At 63.8% G+C, this 18,392-nt stretch carries 14 protein-coding genes, 2 pseudogenes and 1 riboswitch; of the genes and pseudogenes, 10 read left to right on the top strand and 6 right to left on the bottom strand.

The genetic code is table 11. The features are described 5' to 3' along the window. Positions 1–849 (bottom strand): cyanophycinase, encoded by an 849-nt coding sequence (locus ACLL97_RS08630; protein WP_411280066.1) that lies wholly within the window; start codon positions 847–849, stop codon positions 1–3. A gap of 105 nt (positions 850–954) precedes the next feature. On the opposite strand from ACLL97_RS08630, the gene iadA reads away from it, so the two are divergent. The 3 genes from iadA to ACLL97_RS08615 all read left to right on the top strand — a co-directional run bounded on the left by iadA (position 955) and on the right by ACLL97_RS08615 (position 7,609). Then, positions 955–2,118: a beta-aspartyl-peptidase gene (gene iadA, locus ACLL97_RS08625; RefSeq protein WP_411280065.1), complete on the top strand. Its 1,164-nt coding sequence runs from the start codon at positions 955–957 to the stop codon at positions 2,116–2,118. 138 nt (positions 2,119–2,256) lie between these two features. Continuing rightward, positions 2,257–2,461, top strand: a riboswitch (cobalamin riboswitch). A gap of 189 nt (positions 2,462–2,650) precedes the next feature. Then, complete coding sequence (locus tag ACLL97_RS08620) at positions 2,651–5,071, top strand: ATP cone domain-containing protein (protein ID WP_411280064.1); 2,421 nt, start codon at positions 2,651–2,653, stop codon at positions 5,069–5,071. Positions 5,072–5,194: 123 nt separating this feature from the next. Beyond that, on the top strand, positions 5,195–7,609 hold the full coding sequence (locus ACLL97_RS08615; protein ID WP_411280063.1) for a TonB-dependent receptor domain-containing protein: 2,415 nt from the start codon (positions 5,195–5,197) through the stop codon (positions 7,607–7,609). 118 nt (positions 7,610–7,727) lie between these two features. Here ACLL97_RS08615 and ACLL97_RS08610 read toward each other — a convergent pair whose 3' ends face one another. Further along, positions 7,728–8,222: a hypothetical protein gene (locus ACLL97_RS08610; RefSeq protein ID WP_411280062.1), complete on the bottom strand. Its 495-nt coding sequence runs from the start codon at positions 8,220–8,222 to the stop codon at positions 7,728–7,730. A 196-nt stretch (positions 8,223–8,418) separates the two neighbouring features. Here ACLL97_RS08610 and ACLL97_RS08605 point away from each other — a divergent pair, with 196 nt between their 5' ends. Next, on the top strand, positions 8,419–11,217 hold the full coding sequence (locus tag ACLL97_RS08605; protein WP_411280061.1) for a M14 family metallopeptidase: 2,799 nt from the start codon (positions 8,419–8,421) through the stop codon (positions 11,215–11,217). A 75-nt stretch (positions 11,218–11,292) separates the two neighbouring features. After that, the gene (locus ACLL97_RS08600) at positions 11,293–11,988 is read left to right on the top strand and encodes a TVP38/TMEM64 family protein (RefSeq protein ID WP_411280060.1); all 696 of its coding nucleotides are present in this window, start codon (positions 11,293–11,295) and stop codon (positions 11,986–11,988) included. A gap of 46 nt (positions 11,989–12,034) precedes the next feature. Here ACLL97_RS08600 and ACLL97_RS08595 read toward each other — a convergent pair whose 3' ends face one another. Together ACLL97_RS08595 and ACLL97_RS08590 are read right to left on the bottom strand one after the other, a co-directional pair. Further along, a complete protein-coding gene (locus tag ACLL97_RS08595; RefSeq protein WP_411280059.1) occupies positions 12,035–12,388 on the bottom strand; it encodes a hypothetical protein in 354 nt (117 codons plus the stop codon). Between the two features lie 285 nt (positions 12,389–12,673). Continuing rightward, on the bottom strand, positions 12,674–13,009 hold the full coding sequence (locus tag ACLL97_RS08590; RefSeq protein ID WP_411280058.1) for a hypothetical protein: 336 nt from the start codon (positions 13,007–13,009) through the stop codon (positions 12,674–12,676). Positions 13,010–13,237: 228 nt separating this feature from the next. Here ACLL97_RS08590 and ACLL97_RS08585 point away from each other — a divergent pair, with 228 nt between their 5' ends. Together ACLL97_RS08585 and ACLL97_RS08580 are read left to right on the top strand one after the other, a co-directional pair. Then, positions 13,238–13,945: a TonB family protein gene (locus ACLL97_RS08585; RefSeq protein ID WP_411280057.1), complete on the top strand. Its 708-nt coding sequence runs from the start codon at positions 13,238–13,240 to the stop codon at positions 13,943–13,945. A gap of 111 nt (positions 13,946–14,056) precedes the next feature. Further along, a complete protein-coding gene (locus ACLL97_RS08580) occupies positions 14,057–15,517 on the top strand; it encodes a cyanophycinase (protein WP_411280056.1) in 1,461 nt (486 codons plus the stop codon). 16 nt (positions 15,518–15,533) lie between these two features. On the opposite strand, the gene ACLL97_RS08575 is transcribed toward ACLL97_RS08580, so the two are convergent. Beyond that, on the bottom strand, positions 15,534–15,713 hold the full coding sequence (locus ACLL97_RS08575; RefSeq protein WP_411280055.1) for a hypothetical protein: 180 nt from the start codon (positions 15,711–15,713) through the stop codon (positions 15,534–15,536). A gap of 21 nt (positions 15,714–15,734) precedes the next feature. On the opposite strand from ACLL97_RS08575, the pseudogene ACLL97_RS08570 reads away from it, so the two are divergent. From ACLL97_RS08570 to ACLL97_RS08560, 3 genes and pseudogenes are all read left to right on the top strand, one after another. Further along, positions 15,735–16,037: pseudogene (locus ACLL97_RS08570) on the top strand (HNH endonuclease); the annotation flags it as partial. A 102-nt stretch (positions 16,038–16,139) separates the two neighbouring features. Next, positions 16,140–16,292 carry a hypothetical protein gene (locus tag ACLL97_RS08565; protein WP_411280093.1) on the top strand — a complete coding sequence of 51 codons (153 nt, stop codon included), beginning with the start codon at positions 16,140–16,142 and terminating at the stop codon, positions 16,290–16,292. Positions 16,293–16,437: 145 nt separating this feature from the next. Next, positions 16,438–17,154, top strand: a pseudogene (locus ACLL97_RS08560) (M48 family metalloprotease); the annotation flags it as partial. A 237-nt stretch (positions 17,155–17,391) separates the two neighbouring features. Here the strand turns inward: ACLL97_RS08560 and ACLL97_RS08555 are convergent. Beyond that, on the bottom strand, positions 17,392–17,994 hold the full coding sequence (locus ACLL97_RS08555) for a PEP-CTERM sorting domain-containing protein (protein WP_411280054.1): 603 nt from the start codon (positions 17,992–17,994) through the stop codon (positions 17,392–17,394). Positions 17,995–18,392: the final 398 nt, after the last annotated feature.

Below are 18,392 nucleotides of genomic sequence, written 5' to 3'. Positions count from 1 at the left end.
CTATTCGGCCGTGACGAGGGAGTCGCCCAGCGCGGCGTTTAGCGCGTCGTGCGGTGATGTTGCCGACGCGGTCGCGACTGCCAACCGAGAACGGAGATTGAAGCTCGCACCGGCCGCAAGCAGGTGCAGTGTGGCGCCGAGCAGGGTAACGGCCTCGCCGGGTTCAGCCTCGGCGATCGACGAGAACGACACTTGGGTCGGATCGATGATCGTGATCGAGCCGGCGCCCATGACGTCAATCGTCTCGTCGGGCGCGATGAACGCAGCGGTGTCTTCATCGACGCCAAGGCCGAAGGCAAACGGATTGTAGGCCAGCGCGGTGAGCAGGCGCCCCAGTCGATCGCGCTGACGGAAATGCTGATCGATGATCACGCGGTTGGTGAGTCCCAAGCCGGCGCACATGGTGACCATACCGGCGCGCGGCGAACTGCCCTCGGCACCGTATGCGATCATATGCTCGCTGAGATACGCGGCGCCGGCGCTGGTGCCGGCGATGTGCATGCCCGCCGCGTGCCGCTCTCGCAGCAAATGGCCAACCGGAGTACCCCCAAGGGTGGTTGAAAGCTTCAGTTGATTGCCGCCGGTGATGAACACTCCCGTCGCGGAGCCAAGCCATTCGAGCCAGTCGCCATCATCGCAGTCGCTACGTCGCTCAAAATTGAGGGCCTTGGCCTGCTGCACGCCGTGGCGCTGAAACACGCGTTCATAGAACGCGCCCATGTCCGGTTCGGACGACGCTGTTGGAATGATGGCGATACGTGCCGCCGCGCCACCGCTCAACGCCACGAAACGGTCGAGAATGGTCGGGGTGAGCAGCTTGCCACCAATCGGGATGATCCAGCCGCGCATAAGTCGTGGATTCGCGTGAGCCGTACGTACTGTCGCGTACATCACCGTACGTGTCGAGCATGTTCAAAGCTAACGCTGGCCGTGGCCACCGGGTAACGTTCCGACATGCTGCTGCTACGCAATGCGACCGTATTCGCTCCCGAATCGCGAGGGCAGATGGATCTGCTCATCGGCGGTGAGCAGATCCTGTGGATGGGCGCGTCACTGAGCGCGCTGCCCACGGCATTGGGCGTGACCGAGGTCGATCTCGAGGGGCGCGTGGTGATTCCGGGGCTAGTTGATGGCCACGCGCACTTGACCGGCGGCGGCGGCGAAGCCGGACCGAATTCCCGCGTCCCCGCACCGCTGCTGTCGCAATACACCAAGGCCGGGGTCACCACGGCCGTCGGCGTGCTTGGCACCGACGACGTCACGCGGAGTACGGCCGAACTGGTGGTCGCGGCGCGTGGCCTGGTGGCCGACGGGCTCTCGGCCTGGTGTCATACGGGCGGCTATCACGTGCCTCCCGTCACCCTGACCGGTAGTGTGCGCGGCGACATCGTGCACCTCGACCGGGTGATCGGCGTGGGCGAGCTCGCGCTGAGCGATCACCGTTCCAGCCAGCCGACCCTCGATGATCTGCTGACGGTGGCAGCCGAGGCGCACGTGGGCGGCATCATGACCGGCAAGGCGGGCGTTGTGCACTTGCACCTGGGCGACGGGGGACGCGGACTCGCTCTCGTGCGGCAGGCGCTCGACACCAGCGAGATTCCGGCGCGCGTGTTCAACCCCACTCACGTGAATCGCAAGCGGGCGCTATTCGACGAAGCGATCGCGCTCGCCCGTCGTGGGTGCGTGGTCGACATCACGTCGTTCCACGTAGCACCCGAGGACGACGCGTGGAGCGCGGCCGACGCGCTCGAGCGTTTCTGGGCCAGCGGGGCGCCGGCCACACACGTGACGGTGAGCAGCGACGGTGGGGGATGTCTTCCGGTGTTCGACGCCGACGGTCGGGTGGTTGAGATGGGCGTTGGTCACGCGGGCTCGCTGCTGGACACCCTGCGGGAGCTCGTGGCGCGGGGGCACGCGTGGGAGCGGATCCTTCCCGCTTTCACCAGCAACGTCGCGGCGCTGCTCCGCCTCTCGGCCAAGGGCGCCCTCCGTGTCGGGGGCGACGCCGACCTGGTGGTGCTCGACGCCGAGCATCGTGTGCGCGACGTCATGGCCCGCGGCGCGTGGCACGTACAGGGCGGCATGACCGTTCGCCGTGGCACCTTCGAGACAGCGTAACGCCGGTGTCCGGACGTGCCGTAGCTCGCCCCAAAAATCGCGCTGATTGATGGCTCGTGTAAGGAAACAAGTATTGACATCCGCGCCTTTTGGCTGGAAGTTGCGCCTCCCGCTGTTGTTCGTGACAGCAGGCAACTGTATCAAGACATAGGCATTGGTCACCGACTCCGACGCTGGGGTCGGCGCTAAGAGGGAACCCGGTGCGATTCCGGGGCGGCCCCGCCGCTGTAAGGGAGGACGAAGGAGCAGCACGCCACTGGGCACCCATCGTTGGGTGCGTGGGAAGGCCGCTCCGGAGGACGAATCCCGAGCCAGAAGACCTACCAACTGCCGGAGTCCGCGCGCACCCTCGAGGGAGGGCACGCCGGGGATCGCTGTGTGCCATTCACTCGAGTGGCGCCAGCTCCGCTGGGCTCCTTGCTACGCATCGCAAGGAGCCCTTTTCGTCGCCAGGCGTGTCCGCCGGGTGGTGGGAAGCGTAGGTCCTCGGGGGTGTGCATTCAATTCGCTGGTTCACCCGAAGGAGGCACACTTGGCCGTTTCCGTCGCCCCCCGCAGTTCCGAGTTTCGAACCAGCTACGACGCCGCCAGCATCAAGGCGATCACGCAGGTCGTCAACCGCGATGGCCATGCGGCCCCGTGGGATCCGGAGCGCATCACTCGCGCAATCGCACTCGCGTTTTACGCGTCGCGTCACGACGATGCGCCAAACCCGCTCCACGACGATGCCGCCCACCGCTTCGGCTTGGGCTTCACCGACTTTGCCGACGTCTGCGCAATCACGCAGCTTGTGGTCAACACCGTCGAGCGTCGCGCGCAGGATCATGTCCCCACGGTGGAAGAGATTCAGGACATCGTGGAAATGATGATCGCCGCGCGCGGTCACTGGGACATCGCGAAGCGCTACGTGCTGTACCGCGCCGCTCGTGCGCAGCATCGCCTCAACGTGCACGGCGAGAACGGCATGCAGGACTACATCTTCCTCTCGCGCTATTCGCGGTACCGGGAAGATCTGGGTCGCCGCGAGACGCCGGCCGAGGCCTTCACGCGCGTGATGGACATGCATCGCGACCACTTCGCCGATCGCATCGACCTGTCGGTGGCAGGCTTTGGCGGACGCACGCTGCGGGCGCTTATGGCCGAAACGGAGGCTGCGCTGCAACGTCGCGCGATCCTGCCTTCCATGCGCTCCCTGCAGTTCGGCGGCCGAGCGATCGAAGCGAACAATGCGCGCATGTTCAACTGTGCGTTCACGCACATGGATCGTCTCGACGCCTTCAAAGAGTCGTTCTTCCTGCTCATGTCGGGCACCGGCGTCGGTTTCAGCGTGCAGAAGCAGCACGTGTCGCAACTCCCGACGTTCCCGCTCCGCGCGGCCGAGAACGAACTGCCGGTGGTGCACCATATGGTGCCCGACACCCTCGAAGGGTGGGCGGATGCACTGGATGCACTGATCCGCTCGTACCTCGACGGCACGAAGGTCGAGTTCAATTACAGCGCCATCCGGTCGCGCGGCCAGCAGCTGCGCACCTCAGGTGGTCGCGCGCCGGGACACTTGCCGCTCAAGAAGGCGCTCCGCGCAGCCGAACGCATGCTCGATCAGGTGCCGGGCCGCGCGCTCCGTCCGATCGAAGTGTACGACATCATGATGCACGTCGCGGTCGCCGTGCTCTCCGGCGGCATCCGTCGCTCGGCCACCATCTGCCTGTTTTCGTCCGACGACGACGAGATGGCGGCGGCCAAGACGGGCAACTGGTTCGAGACCAACTCGCAGCGCGGCAAGTCAAACAACTCCGCCGTACTCGTTCGCGAGTCGGTGCAGACGTCGGACTTCGCGAAGTTGTTCGAGTTCCAGAAGGAGTTCGGCGAACCGGGCTTCTACTTCGTGGACGACGCGGAGTACGGTGCGAATCCGTGCGTGGAAATCGGTCTCGCCCCGTACATGCTGGTCGACGAAGCGGCGCAGGCGAAGCTCGCGAAGTACGGCCGCCCCGACGTCGAGATCGGGTCGCGCGTGTCGGGCTGGCAGATGTGCAACCTCACCACGATCAACGCCGGCGCCTGCGACACGGAAGCGTCGTTCCTCGCCTGTTGCCGCGCGGCGTCACTGCTTGGCACGATGCAGGCCGCGTACACCGACATCCCATACCTCGGCGCCGCCACGCGGGTGATCAACGAGCGAGAGTCGCTGCTTGGGGTGTCAATCTGCGGCATTCTCGATCGGCCGTCGCTGCTGCTCGATCCGTCGGTGCTGGAGCGTGGCGCGAAGGAATGTCTTGACACCAACGCCGCGATCGCCGAACACCTCGGCATCGCGCCGGCGGCGCGCATCACCTGCGTGAAGCCGGAAGGCACGGCAAGCCTCGTGCTGGGCGCGGGCTCGGGGATTCACCCGCACCATGCGCGTCACTACTTCCGTCGCGTGCAGGCGGCGCGCACGGAGCCGTTGTATCAGTGGTTCAAGCTGCACAATCCGCACATGACCGAAACGTCGGTGTGGGATCCCGAGACGACCGACGTGATCACGTTCCCGGTGAGCGCCGAGCCCGATGCGATTTTGCGCGAAGACGTCGGCGCCGTGCAGTTCCTGGAATACGTGCGCCTGGTGCAAGAGCACTGGGTTCGCGCCGGCCGCCGTCATGAGCAGTACAACCCGGGGCTGCACCACAACGTGTCCAACACCGTGACGGTGAAGGACGACGAATGGGAAGCGGTCCAGCAGTTCATCTGGGACAACAAGGAATACTTCGCCGGCATTTCCTTGCTGCGTGAAACGGGCGACAAGATTTACGCGCAGGCGCCGCGTGAAGAGGTGACGACCGAGTCGGATATGATTCGCTGGAACGCGCTGTCGTATCGTGACGTCGACTATACCATGCTGTTGGAAGGCGTGGACATGACGACGCTGGGCGACACGGTGGCCTGTGCCGGTGGAGCCTGCGAGATCATCTAGCGCTGGGAGAGTCGTGGGACGACGGGACACGACGACGGGACACGACGAAGGGGGCGAGCCGACCGGCTTGCCCCCTTCGTCGTGCAACTGGAGGAATCATTCGTCGCGCGTCATCTTCTTTTCATGATCTCACTTCGTCTGCTCCCGTTTTTGTTGTGCCTGGCGACCGCCGTGCTCGCCCAGTCACCGGCCACGACTATCACGGTCTCGGGGCGAGTGCAGGACGCGCAATCAAAGGCGCCGCTACCGTTTCTCACCGTGCAGCTGCTCCTGGCCAAGGACAGCACGTTCGTCACCGGTCGCCTCACGGACAACGCGGGCGCGTTCGCGTTCACGGGGCTCAAAAAAGGCGTCTACTTGCTGGACGCGAAGATCCTCGGCTACAAGCCGTTACGCCAACGGGTTTTGATCGGCGAGCTCAGTCCGTTCCTCGACCTCGGCGTGCTTTCCATGGAGGCGGTGGCGGCGGCCCTCGGACAGGTCGTCGTGACGGCCAACGCGTCCGAGATCGCCAGCACGATGGATAGGAAAACCTTTCGCGTGGCGGACAACGTGAGCCAGGCGGGCGGATCGGTCGTCCAAGTGATGTCCACGTTACCGGGCGTCACCGTCGGTGAGGATGGCAAGATCCAGTTACGCGGCAGCGACAAGGTGGCCGTGCTGATCGATGGCAAGCAGACCGCGCTCACCGGCGCTGGATCGCAGCGCGGCCTGGAGAACCTGCCCGCCTCAGCCATTCAGAGTATCGAGATCATCAACAACCCCGGCGCCAAGTACGACGCCAATGCCAGTGCCGGCATCATCAATCTGATTCTCAAGAAAGAAGATCAGACCGGGCTCACCGGGAAGGTCGGCCTGATGACCGGTGCCGGCGCACTGTGGGAGAAGCGCGAGAACCTCCCCACCATTCGGCCGCAGTTCCGATACACACCCAAGTTCAATCCGTCGTTCTCGGTCAACTACCGGAAAAACGCGACCAACAGCTTTTTGCAGGGCGACTGGCTGTACGCGCCCACCTTGAACAAGAACGAATTCTCGACCCGCACGTACAACGACGGGTCCGTGATCACCCAGCAGATCAAGCGCAACCGCCGTACGGACTATGCCACAGTGAACGCGGGCGTAGATCACGCGTTCAATGCGCGGAACTCGATGAGTGTGTCGGGGCTGTTCAATCGGGAGAAGATCCTGGACGACGGCGACAATCCGTACTTCGACGGCAATCTCACCAATCGGTATCGGCTGTGGCAGTTCCTCGAGGATGAGGTCAAGTACACGGCGTTCAGCAGCGCGGTGTTCACACATCGGTACGCCCAGCCAGGTCACTCGCTGCAGTTCACGAGTAATTACTCGTTCCACCGCGAGGACGAGCAGTACTTCTTCACCAACACCTTGCCCAACTTCATTGGACAGGATGCCTTCAAGCTGCTGTCCGATGAACACATCGTGGACCTGAACGCGGACTATACCAAGCCGCTCAAGCAGGGGCGCATCGAGGCCGGATTCAAGGGTCGATACCGCTCGATTCCCGTCAACATGCAGTTCTTTCCCGGCGAACGGTCACCGCTCGATCCGGGCGCCGGTGGCCAAGCCACGTACCGCGAAACGATTCCGGCGCTGTATGCCAACTACGTGTTCGAAAGCCAGCACGTCGAGCTCGAGGGAGGGCTACGTGTGGAGTCGGTGCAGGTGGACTATAAGGTGAACCCGGATCACAACACGTACACGAGTGACGGGTATCGGTATATGGAGCCGTTTCCCAATGTACGGGCGGCGTACAAGTTCAACGATGATCACAAGCTTTCGCTGTTCTTGAATCGTCGGGTGGATCGTCCGAACGAAGTCGACATCCGCATCTTCCCGAAGTACGACGAGCCCGAGTTGATCAAAGTGGGTAATCCGGCGCTGCAGCCGCAGTTTACGACCTCGATGGACCTCGGCTACAAAACCAATTGGTCTCGCGGGAGCTTCTATGCGGCCGCGTTTCACCGCACCATTGACGCCACCATCACCCGCATCGCGACCCAAGCGCCGGGCAGTGTGCTGCTGTACAACGTGTTCCAGAACGCCGGTCGCAGCTGGAACACGGGGTCGGAGGTCGTGTGGCAGCAGACCGTGTCGAAGCGGGTCTCGTTGAACGCGAACGCGACGGTCTATCGCAACACCTTCGGGGCATTCACGGTGGTCAATCAGTACCCGGTGCCGGTCGCGTACTCGGCCGAGCGCCAGCGGCTCGTCTCTGGCAACGTGAAGCTGAACGCGGCCATCCGGCTCCCGCACAACTGGGATACGCGCGTCTCGAGCGTCTATCTGGCGCCGGACCTCCTTCCACAGGGCCGCATCGAAAGTCGGTATTCCCTCGACCTCGGCGCGCGGAAGGCCGTCCAGCACGGCCGAGGCGAGATCGCGATCAACGCCACGGATTTGTTGAACACGATGCAGCTCCGCCGCACCATTAACGGGGAAACGTTCCGGCTGGTGAGTACGGACTACCTCGAAACGCAGGTGATCCGCGTGGGGTACAGCTGGAAGTATTAGAAAAAGAACTGATCACACAGAGAAAAAGAGGAAAGGCGAACACAGAGGGCTCTCGCCACTCGAACGTGTCCTCCTTTTCTCCTTTTCTCTTGTGCTCCGTGTGATCAGTTCAACGGACTTAGTGTTTCATGCCGGCACCCGAGCCGGCGCACTCTTCGAGCACGTCAAAACGGTCATGCAGCACCTTAAGACCCGCCTTGAGATCGGCCTCAGCGGCCTTGGCTGCCACCATCGCCGCGACCTTCTCGGTCTCGACCGGCAGGCCGGCCTGCGCCTTCAGCAGCTCCGGCTTCTGGCAAGCCATCGGCCCCTTGGACGCTGCCACGAGCTTGGCCGACGCCACCATTTCGGTGGCCTTCGCGCGAATCGGCGCGAGGTCATTCTTGTCCTTGGCCGGGTGCCAAGTGGCCATCATGAGCATGTGGTAGGCATCGAGCTCCTTCCAGCCCTCAGCCTTGGCGCCAGTCGCCATCTTGGAATGGTCCATCATTTTCGAATGGTCCATCTCGGCAGCCGGCTTAGCAACCGGGGGCTTGGCCTGTGCGGCCAGGGGAGCGGTAGCGAACAGGCTCGCCAGTGCGGCGGCCGTGGCGGTCAGTCGGATCGAAGTCATCTGGCGGGGGCAAAGGCAAAAACGAGGAACTGAGGGACGTACGCCCTCTCCTACTCCAAAGTTGATGAACCGATCGGTGAGGACAAGAATTTGCCCAACGCCCTCTGCCCCGCCATCGTATGCCTGATGGCTCCCCCTGCGGGAGAATCCGGCAGCCGCGTCCGGCTGTCCCAGTATCCTCCCACCCGCCCCTCGCATGATCTGCCTGCGTCGTGCCACTCGGCTTTCCACCGCGATGCTATTCGCGGCGGCCCTGCCGGCCACGCTCCCGGCTCAGCAGCGCCTCACGTCGCCCAAAGAATTCTTCGGGCATGACATCGGCGCCGACTACGAGCTCCCCAATTACACCAAGCTGCACGCGTTCTTCGCCACCATCGCGAAGCAGAGCGACCGCGTCATTCTCGACACGATTGGCCTCACCGAGGAAGGACGGCCGCAGATCATGGCGATCGTGTCCTCGCCCGCGAATCTGAAGAATCTGGCGCGCTACAAGGAGATCTCGACCCGGCTCGCCAATGCCGAGGGCCTCGACTCGGCGGAAGCGGCCAAGCTGGCGAAGGAAGGCAAAGTGGTGTTCTGGATCGACGGCGGACTGCACGCCACCGAAGTGCTCGGCGCACAGCAGCTCATCGAATCGTTCTATCAGCTTGCTAGCCGCACCGACGACGAGACGATGCGGATCTTGAACGACTGCATCATTCTCATGACGCACGCGAATCCGGACGGCATGGAGCTGGTGTCGAACTGGTACATGCAGGAGCCCGACAAGCTGCGCCGCAATTCGAACATTCCGCGCCTGTACGAGAAGTACGCGGGTCACGACAACAACCGCGACGCGTACATGAATGCGCTGGCCGAAACGCGCAACATGTCGCAGCAGCTGTTCGTGCAGTGGAATCCGCAGATCATGTACAATCACCACCAGACCGGCCCGACGGGAACGATCATGGCGGCGCCGCCGTACCGTGATCCGGCCAACTACTGGTTCCATCCGGCGATGATCACCGGCCTCGATCTCGTGGGCGCGGCGCTCAACCATCGCTTCGTACTCGAGCACAAGCCCGGCCTCACCTTCCGCGCGGGCTCGAACTACAGCACGTGGTGGAACGGCGGCATGCGCACCGTGGGCTACTATCACAACCAGATCGGTATTCTCACCGAAACGATCGGCAATCCGACGCCCATCCGCGTGTCGCTGGTGCCCGATCGTCAACTGCGCTCGGCCAACCTGCCGATGCCGGTGGCACCGCAGGAATGGCACTTCCGACAGTCGATCGACTACTCGGTGTCGGCGAACTACGCGTTCCTGGATCTCGCGTCGCGGTATCGTGAAACGTTCCTGTTCAATCGCTGGGTGATGGGCAACGATCAGATCAAGAATGGGTCGAAGGACAACTGGACGATCTCGCCCAAGCGGGTCGACGCCATGATCGCACAGATCACCAAGGACCGCGGTACGGCGAGCCCGGAAGCGAATCGCGCCGGCGGCCCACGTGGTGCCGGTACAGCGCCAAACATCGGCAGTGCGGTGACCAACGATCGCTACATGGCCGAACTCAAGAAGCCGGAGAACCGTGATCCGCGCGCGTACGTGTTGAGCAGCGCGCAGAACGATTTCCCGACGGCAACCAAGTTCGTCAAGGCGCTGCAGTATTCCGGCATTCAGGTGCACCGCGCCACCGGTTCGTTCAGCGCGAATGGCAAGTCGTTCCCGGCCGGTTCGTGGGTCGTGATGACGAACCAGGCGTTCCGATCGCACGCGCTCGACATGTTCGAACCGCAGGATCACCCGAACGACTTCCGCTATCCGGGTGGCCCGCCGATCCCGCCGTACGACAACGCCGGCTGGACGCTCGCCCTCCAAATGGGCATCCAGTTCGAGCGCGTACTCGATGGCCTCACCGGACCGTTCGAAAAAGTGAATGGCGTCACGATGATGCCGATGGGCACGGTTGCAAAGGGCAAGGCAGGCTACTTCATCCGTCCGGAAGTGAACGACGCCAGCACGGTCGCCAACCGGCTTGCCGCGGTGAAGGTGAAGGCGTCGCGCATTCCGACGGCGTTCACCGACCGTAGTACCATTTGGCCGGCCGGCAGCTGGTTTATTCCCGCCGGTGGTGCGGCCGACAAGGTCGTGACGCAAGCGGCCAAGGAGCTCGGCGTGAACTTCTCCGCCGCCAACAGCAAGCCGGGCGCGGCCCAGCCGGTACAGCCGCTGCGTATCGCGCTCATCGATCGCTACGGCGGCAGCATGCCGAGCGGCTGGACGCGCCTGATCCTGGAGAAGTTCGAATTCCCGTTCGCCGTGATCTATCCGCAGGACGTGGACGCGGGCAATCTCAAGGCGAAGTACGACGTGATCGTCGTTACCGATGGTGCGTTCTCCGCAGCAGGCGCTGGCCGAGGCTTTGGTGGCTCGCCGGACACAACGCTCATCCCGGCCGAGTTCCGTCGCACGATCGGCCGCATCAGCCCCGAGAAATCGGTGCCGGCGCTCAAGTCGTTTGTGGAGGCGGGTGGTCGCATCGTAGCGATCGGTTCGTCGATCGAACTCGGCAACGCGATGGGCCTTCCGATCGACAACTACTTGGCGGAAGCCAACGGTCGTCCGTACGCCGGAGAGAAGTACTACATCCCCGGCTCGCTGCTCGAAGTGAAGCTGGATACGTCGGCCACGATCGCCACGGGCATGAACCCACGTCCGAGCGTGATGTTCGACAACAGCCCGGTCATGAAGCTTGGCCCCGACGCAGCCGCCAAAGGCGTGCGGGTGCTCGCCACGTTCGATACCGACAAGCCGCTCACGAGCGGCTGGGCGTGGGGGCAGGAACTGCTCAAGGGCGGCGTGGCCATGGCCGAAGCCAAAATCGGCCGGGGCACGATCTGGCTCTTTGGACCGGAGATTCTCTTCCGGTCGCAGGCGCACGGGACGTACAAGCTGTTCCTGAATGCGCTCGACGGCGGATTCCAGCGCCCGTCAAAGCCCCTCCAGTAACACACCGCGGCCCCTGCGTTTTTACGCCGGGGCCGCTGTCGTGGCGCGAGGTGATCCGTCGGTATATTCCGCGCCATGCCTCCCGATCTCAAGCGCGCCTCCACCGGTCTCCTACGTGCCGCCGGCATCGCGGTGCCACTGCTGGCCGGCCTCGCCATCGGTCAACTCGCGACGCCGTATCTGCCCGACTTCTCAGCCTGGGTGCAGACGCTCGGCATGTGGGCGCCGCTGGCGTTCGTGGTCGCGTACATCGGCGTGGTGCTCTTCATGCTGCCAGCCTTTCTGCTCAACATGGCTGGCGGTGCCGTGTTCGGCGTGATGAAGGGCAGCGCGCTGGTGCTCACCGGCGCCACCATCGGCGGGACACTGGCGTTCTTGCTGGGGCGCACGATTCTCCGGACCAGCGTCGCACGGCGCGTGGCGGCAAACCCTACGCTCTCGGCGGTCGACCGCGTGATCGGCGACGACGGACTTCGCCTGATGTTCCTGCTGCGTTTGTCGCCGGCGATTCCGTTCGTGTTGTCGAACTACGCGCTTGGCGTCACCCGCGTGCGCACGCGTGATTTCGTGATGGCGATGCCGGGTATGCTGCCGATCATCGCCTCGTACGCGGCCTTCGGCGCGGCCGGCGCCGACGCCGCGAATGGTAACGGTGCGTTGCCGATGTCGGTCCTCATGCTTGGCGTGATCGCGACGGTGGTGCTCGGAGTGTTCTTTGTCGGCATCACGCAGCGCGCCCTTCGCGACGCCGAGGCGCGGCGCGAAGCGTAGCGGCGCGAAGCGTAGCAGCGCGGAGGGCCTCGGCATTCCGTGGTGCCTATTTCCCGTTACCGTTGCTGTTGTCGATCGTACCGCCCACGATCGCGCTCATGCGCCCGAGATCGCGCACGATGCCTTCGAGCGGGCTGAATACGAATTCGCCGACGTCGGTGCGTCCCCACACGATGCCGAACAGAACGTTCTCATCGCCCGACTGCAGGAATGCCGGCGCACCGGAGTCACCGGCGTCGACGACGACATCGAGGCCCCGCACGAACGTCTGACAGAGCAGCGTGATCGGTGAATTCGCCACGTTGGCATTCACGCAACTGCGTTCTACCTGACCGGAAGTCCAACCCGTGGTTGCGCCGATCTTGTGGATCGTCTGTCCGATCGGGAATTCGCGCGTCAAATCGTCCTGCTGATTGAACGCCAGCGAACCGACGACGGTCGTGCTGCCGGTATTCGGTGCGCCGGTCGACGCGATGTATCCTTGGCTGGACGGTACGTTGGGCCGGTAGGCAATGCGAGCGGCATCGCTGTATCGGCAACGACGCGTTTGGGGGGCACGACTTGTTCGCGGTGTAGACCGGGTCGTCGGCTTCCACGCCGATGAGCGTGCCGAGGCCGACCTGGAGACCACCTTGCGGCACCGCGAACGCGTCGGACAGCGCGGCGGTGGTGTAGATCGGCGCCGTCAACACGATCGTGAAGTCATCCGCCTGAAACCAGCACGCGCTGCGGCGGCCTGCACCGACGTAGCCGCCGAGAACGGCTCGACCCCAAAGACCAGTCGTCCGAGCCGTCCATCGTGATCGGCATAGACGCTCCCGCTGACACCGAGCACTTCGGCCGAGGCGGCGTCAAACAATGAGGCGAGGCGGGCCTGTGCCTGCGCTGTGCGCGCGAATCGTGAGGCATCAGATGCAGATGGCGCCGTGACGCAGGTGGTGGTGGCGTCGCCGCAGGCGGCGAGCAGCAGGGCGGCCATCGTGGCCGTTCCTCGGGCATTCCGACGAAGAGCAGTGCGCATAGTGAATTGGATGTTCAGGACGTTCGGCCGCTCCCGCGGTCGGACTCAAAAAGACGCATTGTCGTGACAATCGGTACCCGCACCGTCACCCTCAAGACACGCCGCGTCCATCGACATGTCATGAACGCATTAGCGATCCGTCATGCGGCCGTCATGAAGGCTTCATGCTGCCATCCCACCGTGGAGTCGGACAGACCTGCTGTCCTCATCCCAACTCTGGAGGCATGCATGTTTCAGACATTGATTGAGTCGCGGGCCACACGCGCCCGGTCTGTTGGTGGATCGCTGATCTCGGTGGTAGGGCACGCTGGCATCGTGGGGGCGCTGGTGGTCGCGACCGCCCAGGCGACGGTCGCGCATGCGACCGAGCAGCGCGAGACGGCCGTCGACTTCACGGCCGCCCCACCATCACCGGCGCCGTCAACGCCGAGTGTGCCGGAGGTATTCACGGCGGCCCCGATTGCGCAGGGATTCGCCGTGCTCCGCGCCCCGATCGACATTCCCACGTCGTTGCCGGCGGTGGACCTGAGCCTGGCGCCCACCAACCTCGATGATTTCACTGGAATCGGCAAGCCGGGCGGCCGCTCGCACGGAGTCGACGGGGCCACACACGTGGCGCCGGCGCTAAACGGTGTCTTTCTTGTGACTCAGGTCGAAAAACCCGTGGTGGTGCTTCCAGGGGCCGCGGGGCCGGTCTATCCCGAGATGCTGCGCGCGGCGGGGATCGAGGGCCAGGTGATGGCGCAGTTCGTGGTCGATTCGGCCGGTCGCGTGGAGCTTTCGAGCTTTACCGTGCTGGACAGCCAGCATCCCCTGTTCACGGCGGCGGTGCGCACTGCTCTGGCGCGGATGCGCTTTCTCCCCGCCGAAGCGGGCGGCGCGCGGGTCGCGCAACTGGTGCAGCAGTCGTTTCAATTCAGTGTGCGACGCGACTGACTCGCCGACCTGGCGAAGGCCAGCGGTGGCGGCGTCGGCGACGTATGCTGAGGTTGCTGCTCGCTTTTCGCTTTTCGCGACTTCCCGTCCGCCTTCATCAGGACACCACCCATGTCCGCTCCATCGTTCGTCGTTCGTTTTCGTGTTGCGGCCACCGGGCTCCTGTTCTCGTCGGTTGCCGTCGGCTGTGCTGGATCCACCCGAGCGGTCGGCGGCGACGCACGCACCACACGCACGAACGGCACGCCGTCCGTCGGCCCGCGAAGCGGGTCGGTGATGGTGGTCGGCGGCGGGCAACAAGGGCCCGAAGTGTTTGCGAAGTTCATCGAACTGGCCGGCGGCCCCGACGCGTTGATCGTTGACGTGCCCACGGCGGGTGGTGATTCCATCGATACTTCCGACGGCGGACGCGGCCTCAAGACCGCTGGGGCGCGCAACGTCGTGGTGTTTCACACGACCAGTCGCACGGTGGCCGACGCCGACAGCTTCGTGGCAAAAATCGCCAACGCGCGCGGCGTGTGGTTTGGCGGTGGTCGTCACTACCGGCTCGTGAACTCCTACGCCGGCACGAAGTCGGAGCGCGCCTTTCAGGCGGTGCTGGATCGCGGCGGCGTGGTGGGTGGTTCATCGGCCGGTGCGTCGATCCTCGGTGACTATCTCGTGCGCGGCGCGCCGTCGAACGACAATCGCCTCTTCAATCATCCGCAGTACCTGAAGGGCTTCGCGTATCTCCGCGGCGTGGCTATCGACCAGCATGTGGTCGCGCGCGAGCGACTGCCCGACCTGCACGACTCGCTCACCTCGCGCCGCCCCGACCTGCTCGGCATTTCCGAAGACGAGGGCACCGTGTGGGTGGTACGCGGCGACAGCGCGGAGATCATCGGACGCAACAAAGCGTTCGTGTACAATGGCCGCGACGCCAACGACACCGGCAAACCGTTCCTCACGTTGCGTCCCGGTGACCGGTACAACCTTGCCACGCGCCGCGTGGTCTCGCGAGCCATCGACGCGACGCCACTGACGCAAAAATTCGTGGACAATGTGTTCGCATCGTATCGTGACGTGGCCAGCGGTGGCGCGACCGTGCTCGTGGCGCAAGATGGCAAGGTGCTGGTGAACCGTGCGTACGGTGTCGCCGTACAGCGCCGCCTGACGCCGGAAACGGGTGCGCCGAACTTCCCCCTTGGTGGATTGTCGGCCGTGCTGAACGCTGCCCTGCCTCCCGATAGCACCGGACGAACAAGTGCGACGTCAGTACGGCGCGTGACCGGTCTGGGCGGTGCTCAGCGTCTCGCGTATGACAGCACCACGAAGCAGTGGAGCGGCACCGTGGACGATCTGTATCGCTTCGATCAGGGACGGTCGGCGCAGCACGCAGAACCGACGGGATTCTGGATCGACACCGACCGCGGCGAGGTCGTGCATCGCGTGTTCAGCATCAGCGCAGGACGTCGCGCGGCGTGGGTGCGCTACCCGGGGCGCAAGACGACGATCATCATTCTCACGAGTGACGATCGCTTCGACGCGAAGACGGCGGCCGAGCGGATTGCCGAGCGGCTGTTCGCGCGGTGAGGCCGGTGGCGACGTTCTACTTCTTCTCGACCGCGTCCCGCACGTCGAGCAGGATCTCGAAGTACAGCTGTTCACGACGATAGGCGAAGTCGAGTGACGCCATCGCGGCGGGATCGGCCGTTTCTTTGGCGCGATCGAACGCTTCGCGGTACATCTCTTCGAGATTGTTCAGGATTCGTTCACGAGAACGCGACATACGCAGGCCCTCGAGGGCTTTATGGGTAAGGCGGGGCGGGACGTCATCTGGGGTCGCCGTACTTTCCTCGGTGTCGAGGAACCTGGTCAGTTGATCAAAGATCATCCGACGACCGCGATCCGGGAGATTCACAGGAGGAATGATGACAGGCAGAACCAAGTGAACCGCTTCGAAATCTTCGCGCGAGACGAGTTCCGCTGCGTGTATTGCGGGCTCGTGCAGGAACCGGAGGCTCTCAGCGTGGACCACGTGCAGCCGCGGATGCGCGGTGGAGACGGGTCTCACGGCAACGTAGTGACCGCGTGTAGGGCGTGCAACACGCGCAAGGGGAGCGGCTCGCTCCCCCGCTTCCTGGCGGAATCTCCGGAGGCCCGTCGGAACTTCTTTCAGTACGCGCGGTATGTATGGCCACGACACAGGTTAGCGGTGGCCGAGGAGCTTGCGCGCCGGGGCGTGGCGGTTGCCTCAACGGAGCTCGTGGAGGGGATCCGGGGGCTGCGCAGCTCCGAGGCCATCGCTAGTGTGGTGCCGCAGGGTGAGAAGTCGTGGAAGAAGTCGCAGGAGCCCGAAGGAGAGTAGCCGCCGACAGTTGCAGTCATGAGGCGGGACTTGGCCCACGGAACATGGCAGTTGGCCCTCACTGGCTCAACTGCTGCGTACCGCGAGCGGAGTCTCGTCTTTTTTGGGGGTTCCATTTCGAAAACCGACCCCATGAGATGCACAGATGAATAACGTCAAGGTGTTCGTACTGATGGCGGGGCTGACCGCGCTCGTGGTTGCCATCGGGCAGTCGCTCGGCGGCGGCCCTGGGGCGATTATCGCTCTGCTCATGTCCGCCGCGATGAACCTCGTCATGTACTGGGGCTCGTCGAGCATGGTGTTGCGCGCGTATGGCGCGAAGGTCATCACGCCCGGCGACGCGCCGGAGTTGTACGACATGGTCGACCGGCTACGCCAGCGCGCGGGGCTCCCCATGCCCACGGTGGCGATTGCGCCGCACATCGAGAATCGTGATAGGCTGCTGTAGACGATCGCCGCGACCATGGCGGGCGCGATCAGTAATCTGGCGCAGTTCGCCTTCTTTTTTGGGGGCCGGAGCGACGACGACGACAGCCACCCGATCGCGGGATTTGCGATGCTGATCGTGGCGCCGATCGCGGCGATGCTGATTCAGTTCGCGATCAGCCGCCAGCGTGAATTCAAAGCCGATGCGGTGGGCGCCGAGATCAGCGGCCGTCCGCTGTCGTTGGCCGGCGCCCTGACCACGGTGGAGACGGGCGCGCGGCGCATCCTGATGTAGCTGTCGCCCAGTGCGGCCCCGCTGGCGATCGTGAATCCACTGGCGACGTTCAGCCTGCGAGACGCAAAGAAGCTGTTCAGCACACATCCGCCCACCAAGGAGCGAGTCGCGGTGCTGGAAGTCTTGAGTCGGGGTGGCGAGTCGGGGGTAGGGCGGCGGGCTCGTTGTGCAGCTCCCCACCCCGCACTCCTCACTTCGTATTGCGCGATAGTCGATGTAAGACCGCGTCTTCCGGCCTGCCGTAACGCCTGCTTCGGCGGCGAGCCGGAAGCGCCCGCAACACGGCTACGTGGCGCCCAACGCCCGTACTGCGGCACGCAGAATAATCGTGGGACGCCGTTGCGACACCTTTTCTGGATCGCAACAAGAAGTCCCCCGTTACGCTGCGCGGCGGCGGCGGCTCGCCAGCAGTAATGCGCCGACTCCCGAGCCCAGAAGCAGCAGACTTGACGGCTCTGGAACGGTCGACACTTGGAGATTGATATTGTCGATGTTGTATGAAGAGGCGCCCGCGGTATTCAGCGAGATGCGGAGCTCGTCGACAAGCGTGGCGTTGGAATTTGCGTACGTCGCGAAGGTCGCACTCGCGGTGCTTAACGTCTGGCCGCCAGTGTATTGTGAGACCGACGACAGAAACCCCTCAAAGAAGTACGTCGACTGTCCGTTCTGTGTAGAAAGATCGGTACCGAGGAAACGAAATGAACCGCCGCCGCTTCTCGTGATGCTCAGAAGCGACGATGGGCTTTGAGAGCTGCAAACACCGCCACCGAACAGGTCTGGGATTGGATTACCGAAACTCTTCGCAACGCAAATGGCTCCGCCAACCAGAGCGACGTTGAATCCAGATTCGCCATAAGACCCGAACAAATCGCCGTTACTTCCCCCGAGGGCGCCGAACGTGATGACTTGCGCACGTGCCGTTGACGCCGACAGAATCGTCAAGACGGCGGCGACACTCGATGTCCATTTCGAGAACTTCATGAGCACCCTCTTTTGTGTGGAGGTGACGGTGTTTCGGTCGGGCCTTCACGACGACCACGCGAAGATCCGCCAGAGCAGACTGAACCGCAAGCTCTAGACCACGTTCGCGAAATGGACGGCATTCTGCTAACTGACTATAGAGGAATCACTTGTGGCCCACCGTGACGACGCGTCGATGGCGGCGGCGAGGGGACTGTCGCCCTTACTCATCGCATGGGTGATTCGTAAAGGCCACAGGTCACCGGCGTCCGAAACACTACACTCGACGAATACGGAGCGACGCTGCTCCTCTCCCACCCCGTACTCCTCACTTCGTATTGCGCGATAGCCGATGAAAGTCCGCGTCTTCGACGACGCGCCCGTTTCTCAAAGGCTCGGTGATAATGCGTTCCAGCAAT

It is taken from the genome of Gemmatimonas sp., from assembly GCF_046594945.1.
GTDB lineage: Bacteria > Gemmatimonadota > Gemmatimonadetes > Gemmatimonadales > Gemmatimonadaceae > Gemmatimonas.
Note: the sequence above shows the minus strand (reverse complement) of the source record. Positions and strands in the feature narration are given on the sequence as shown.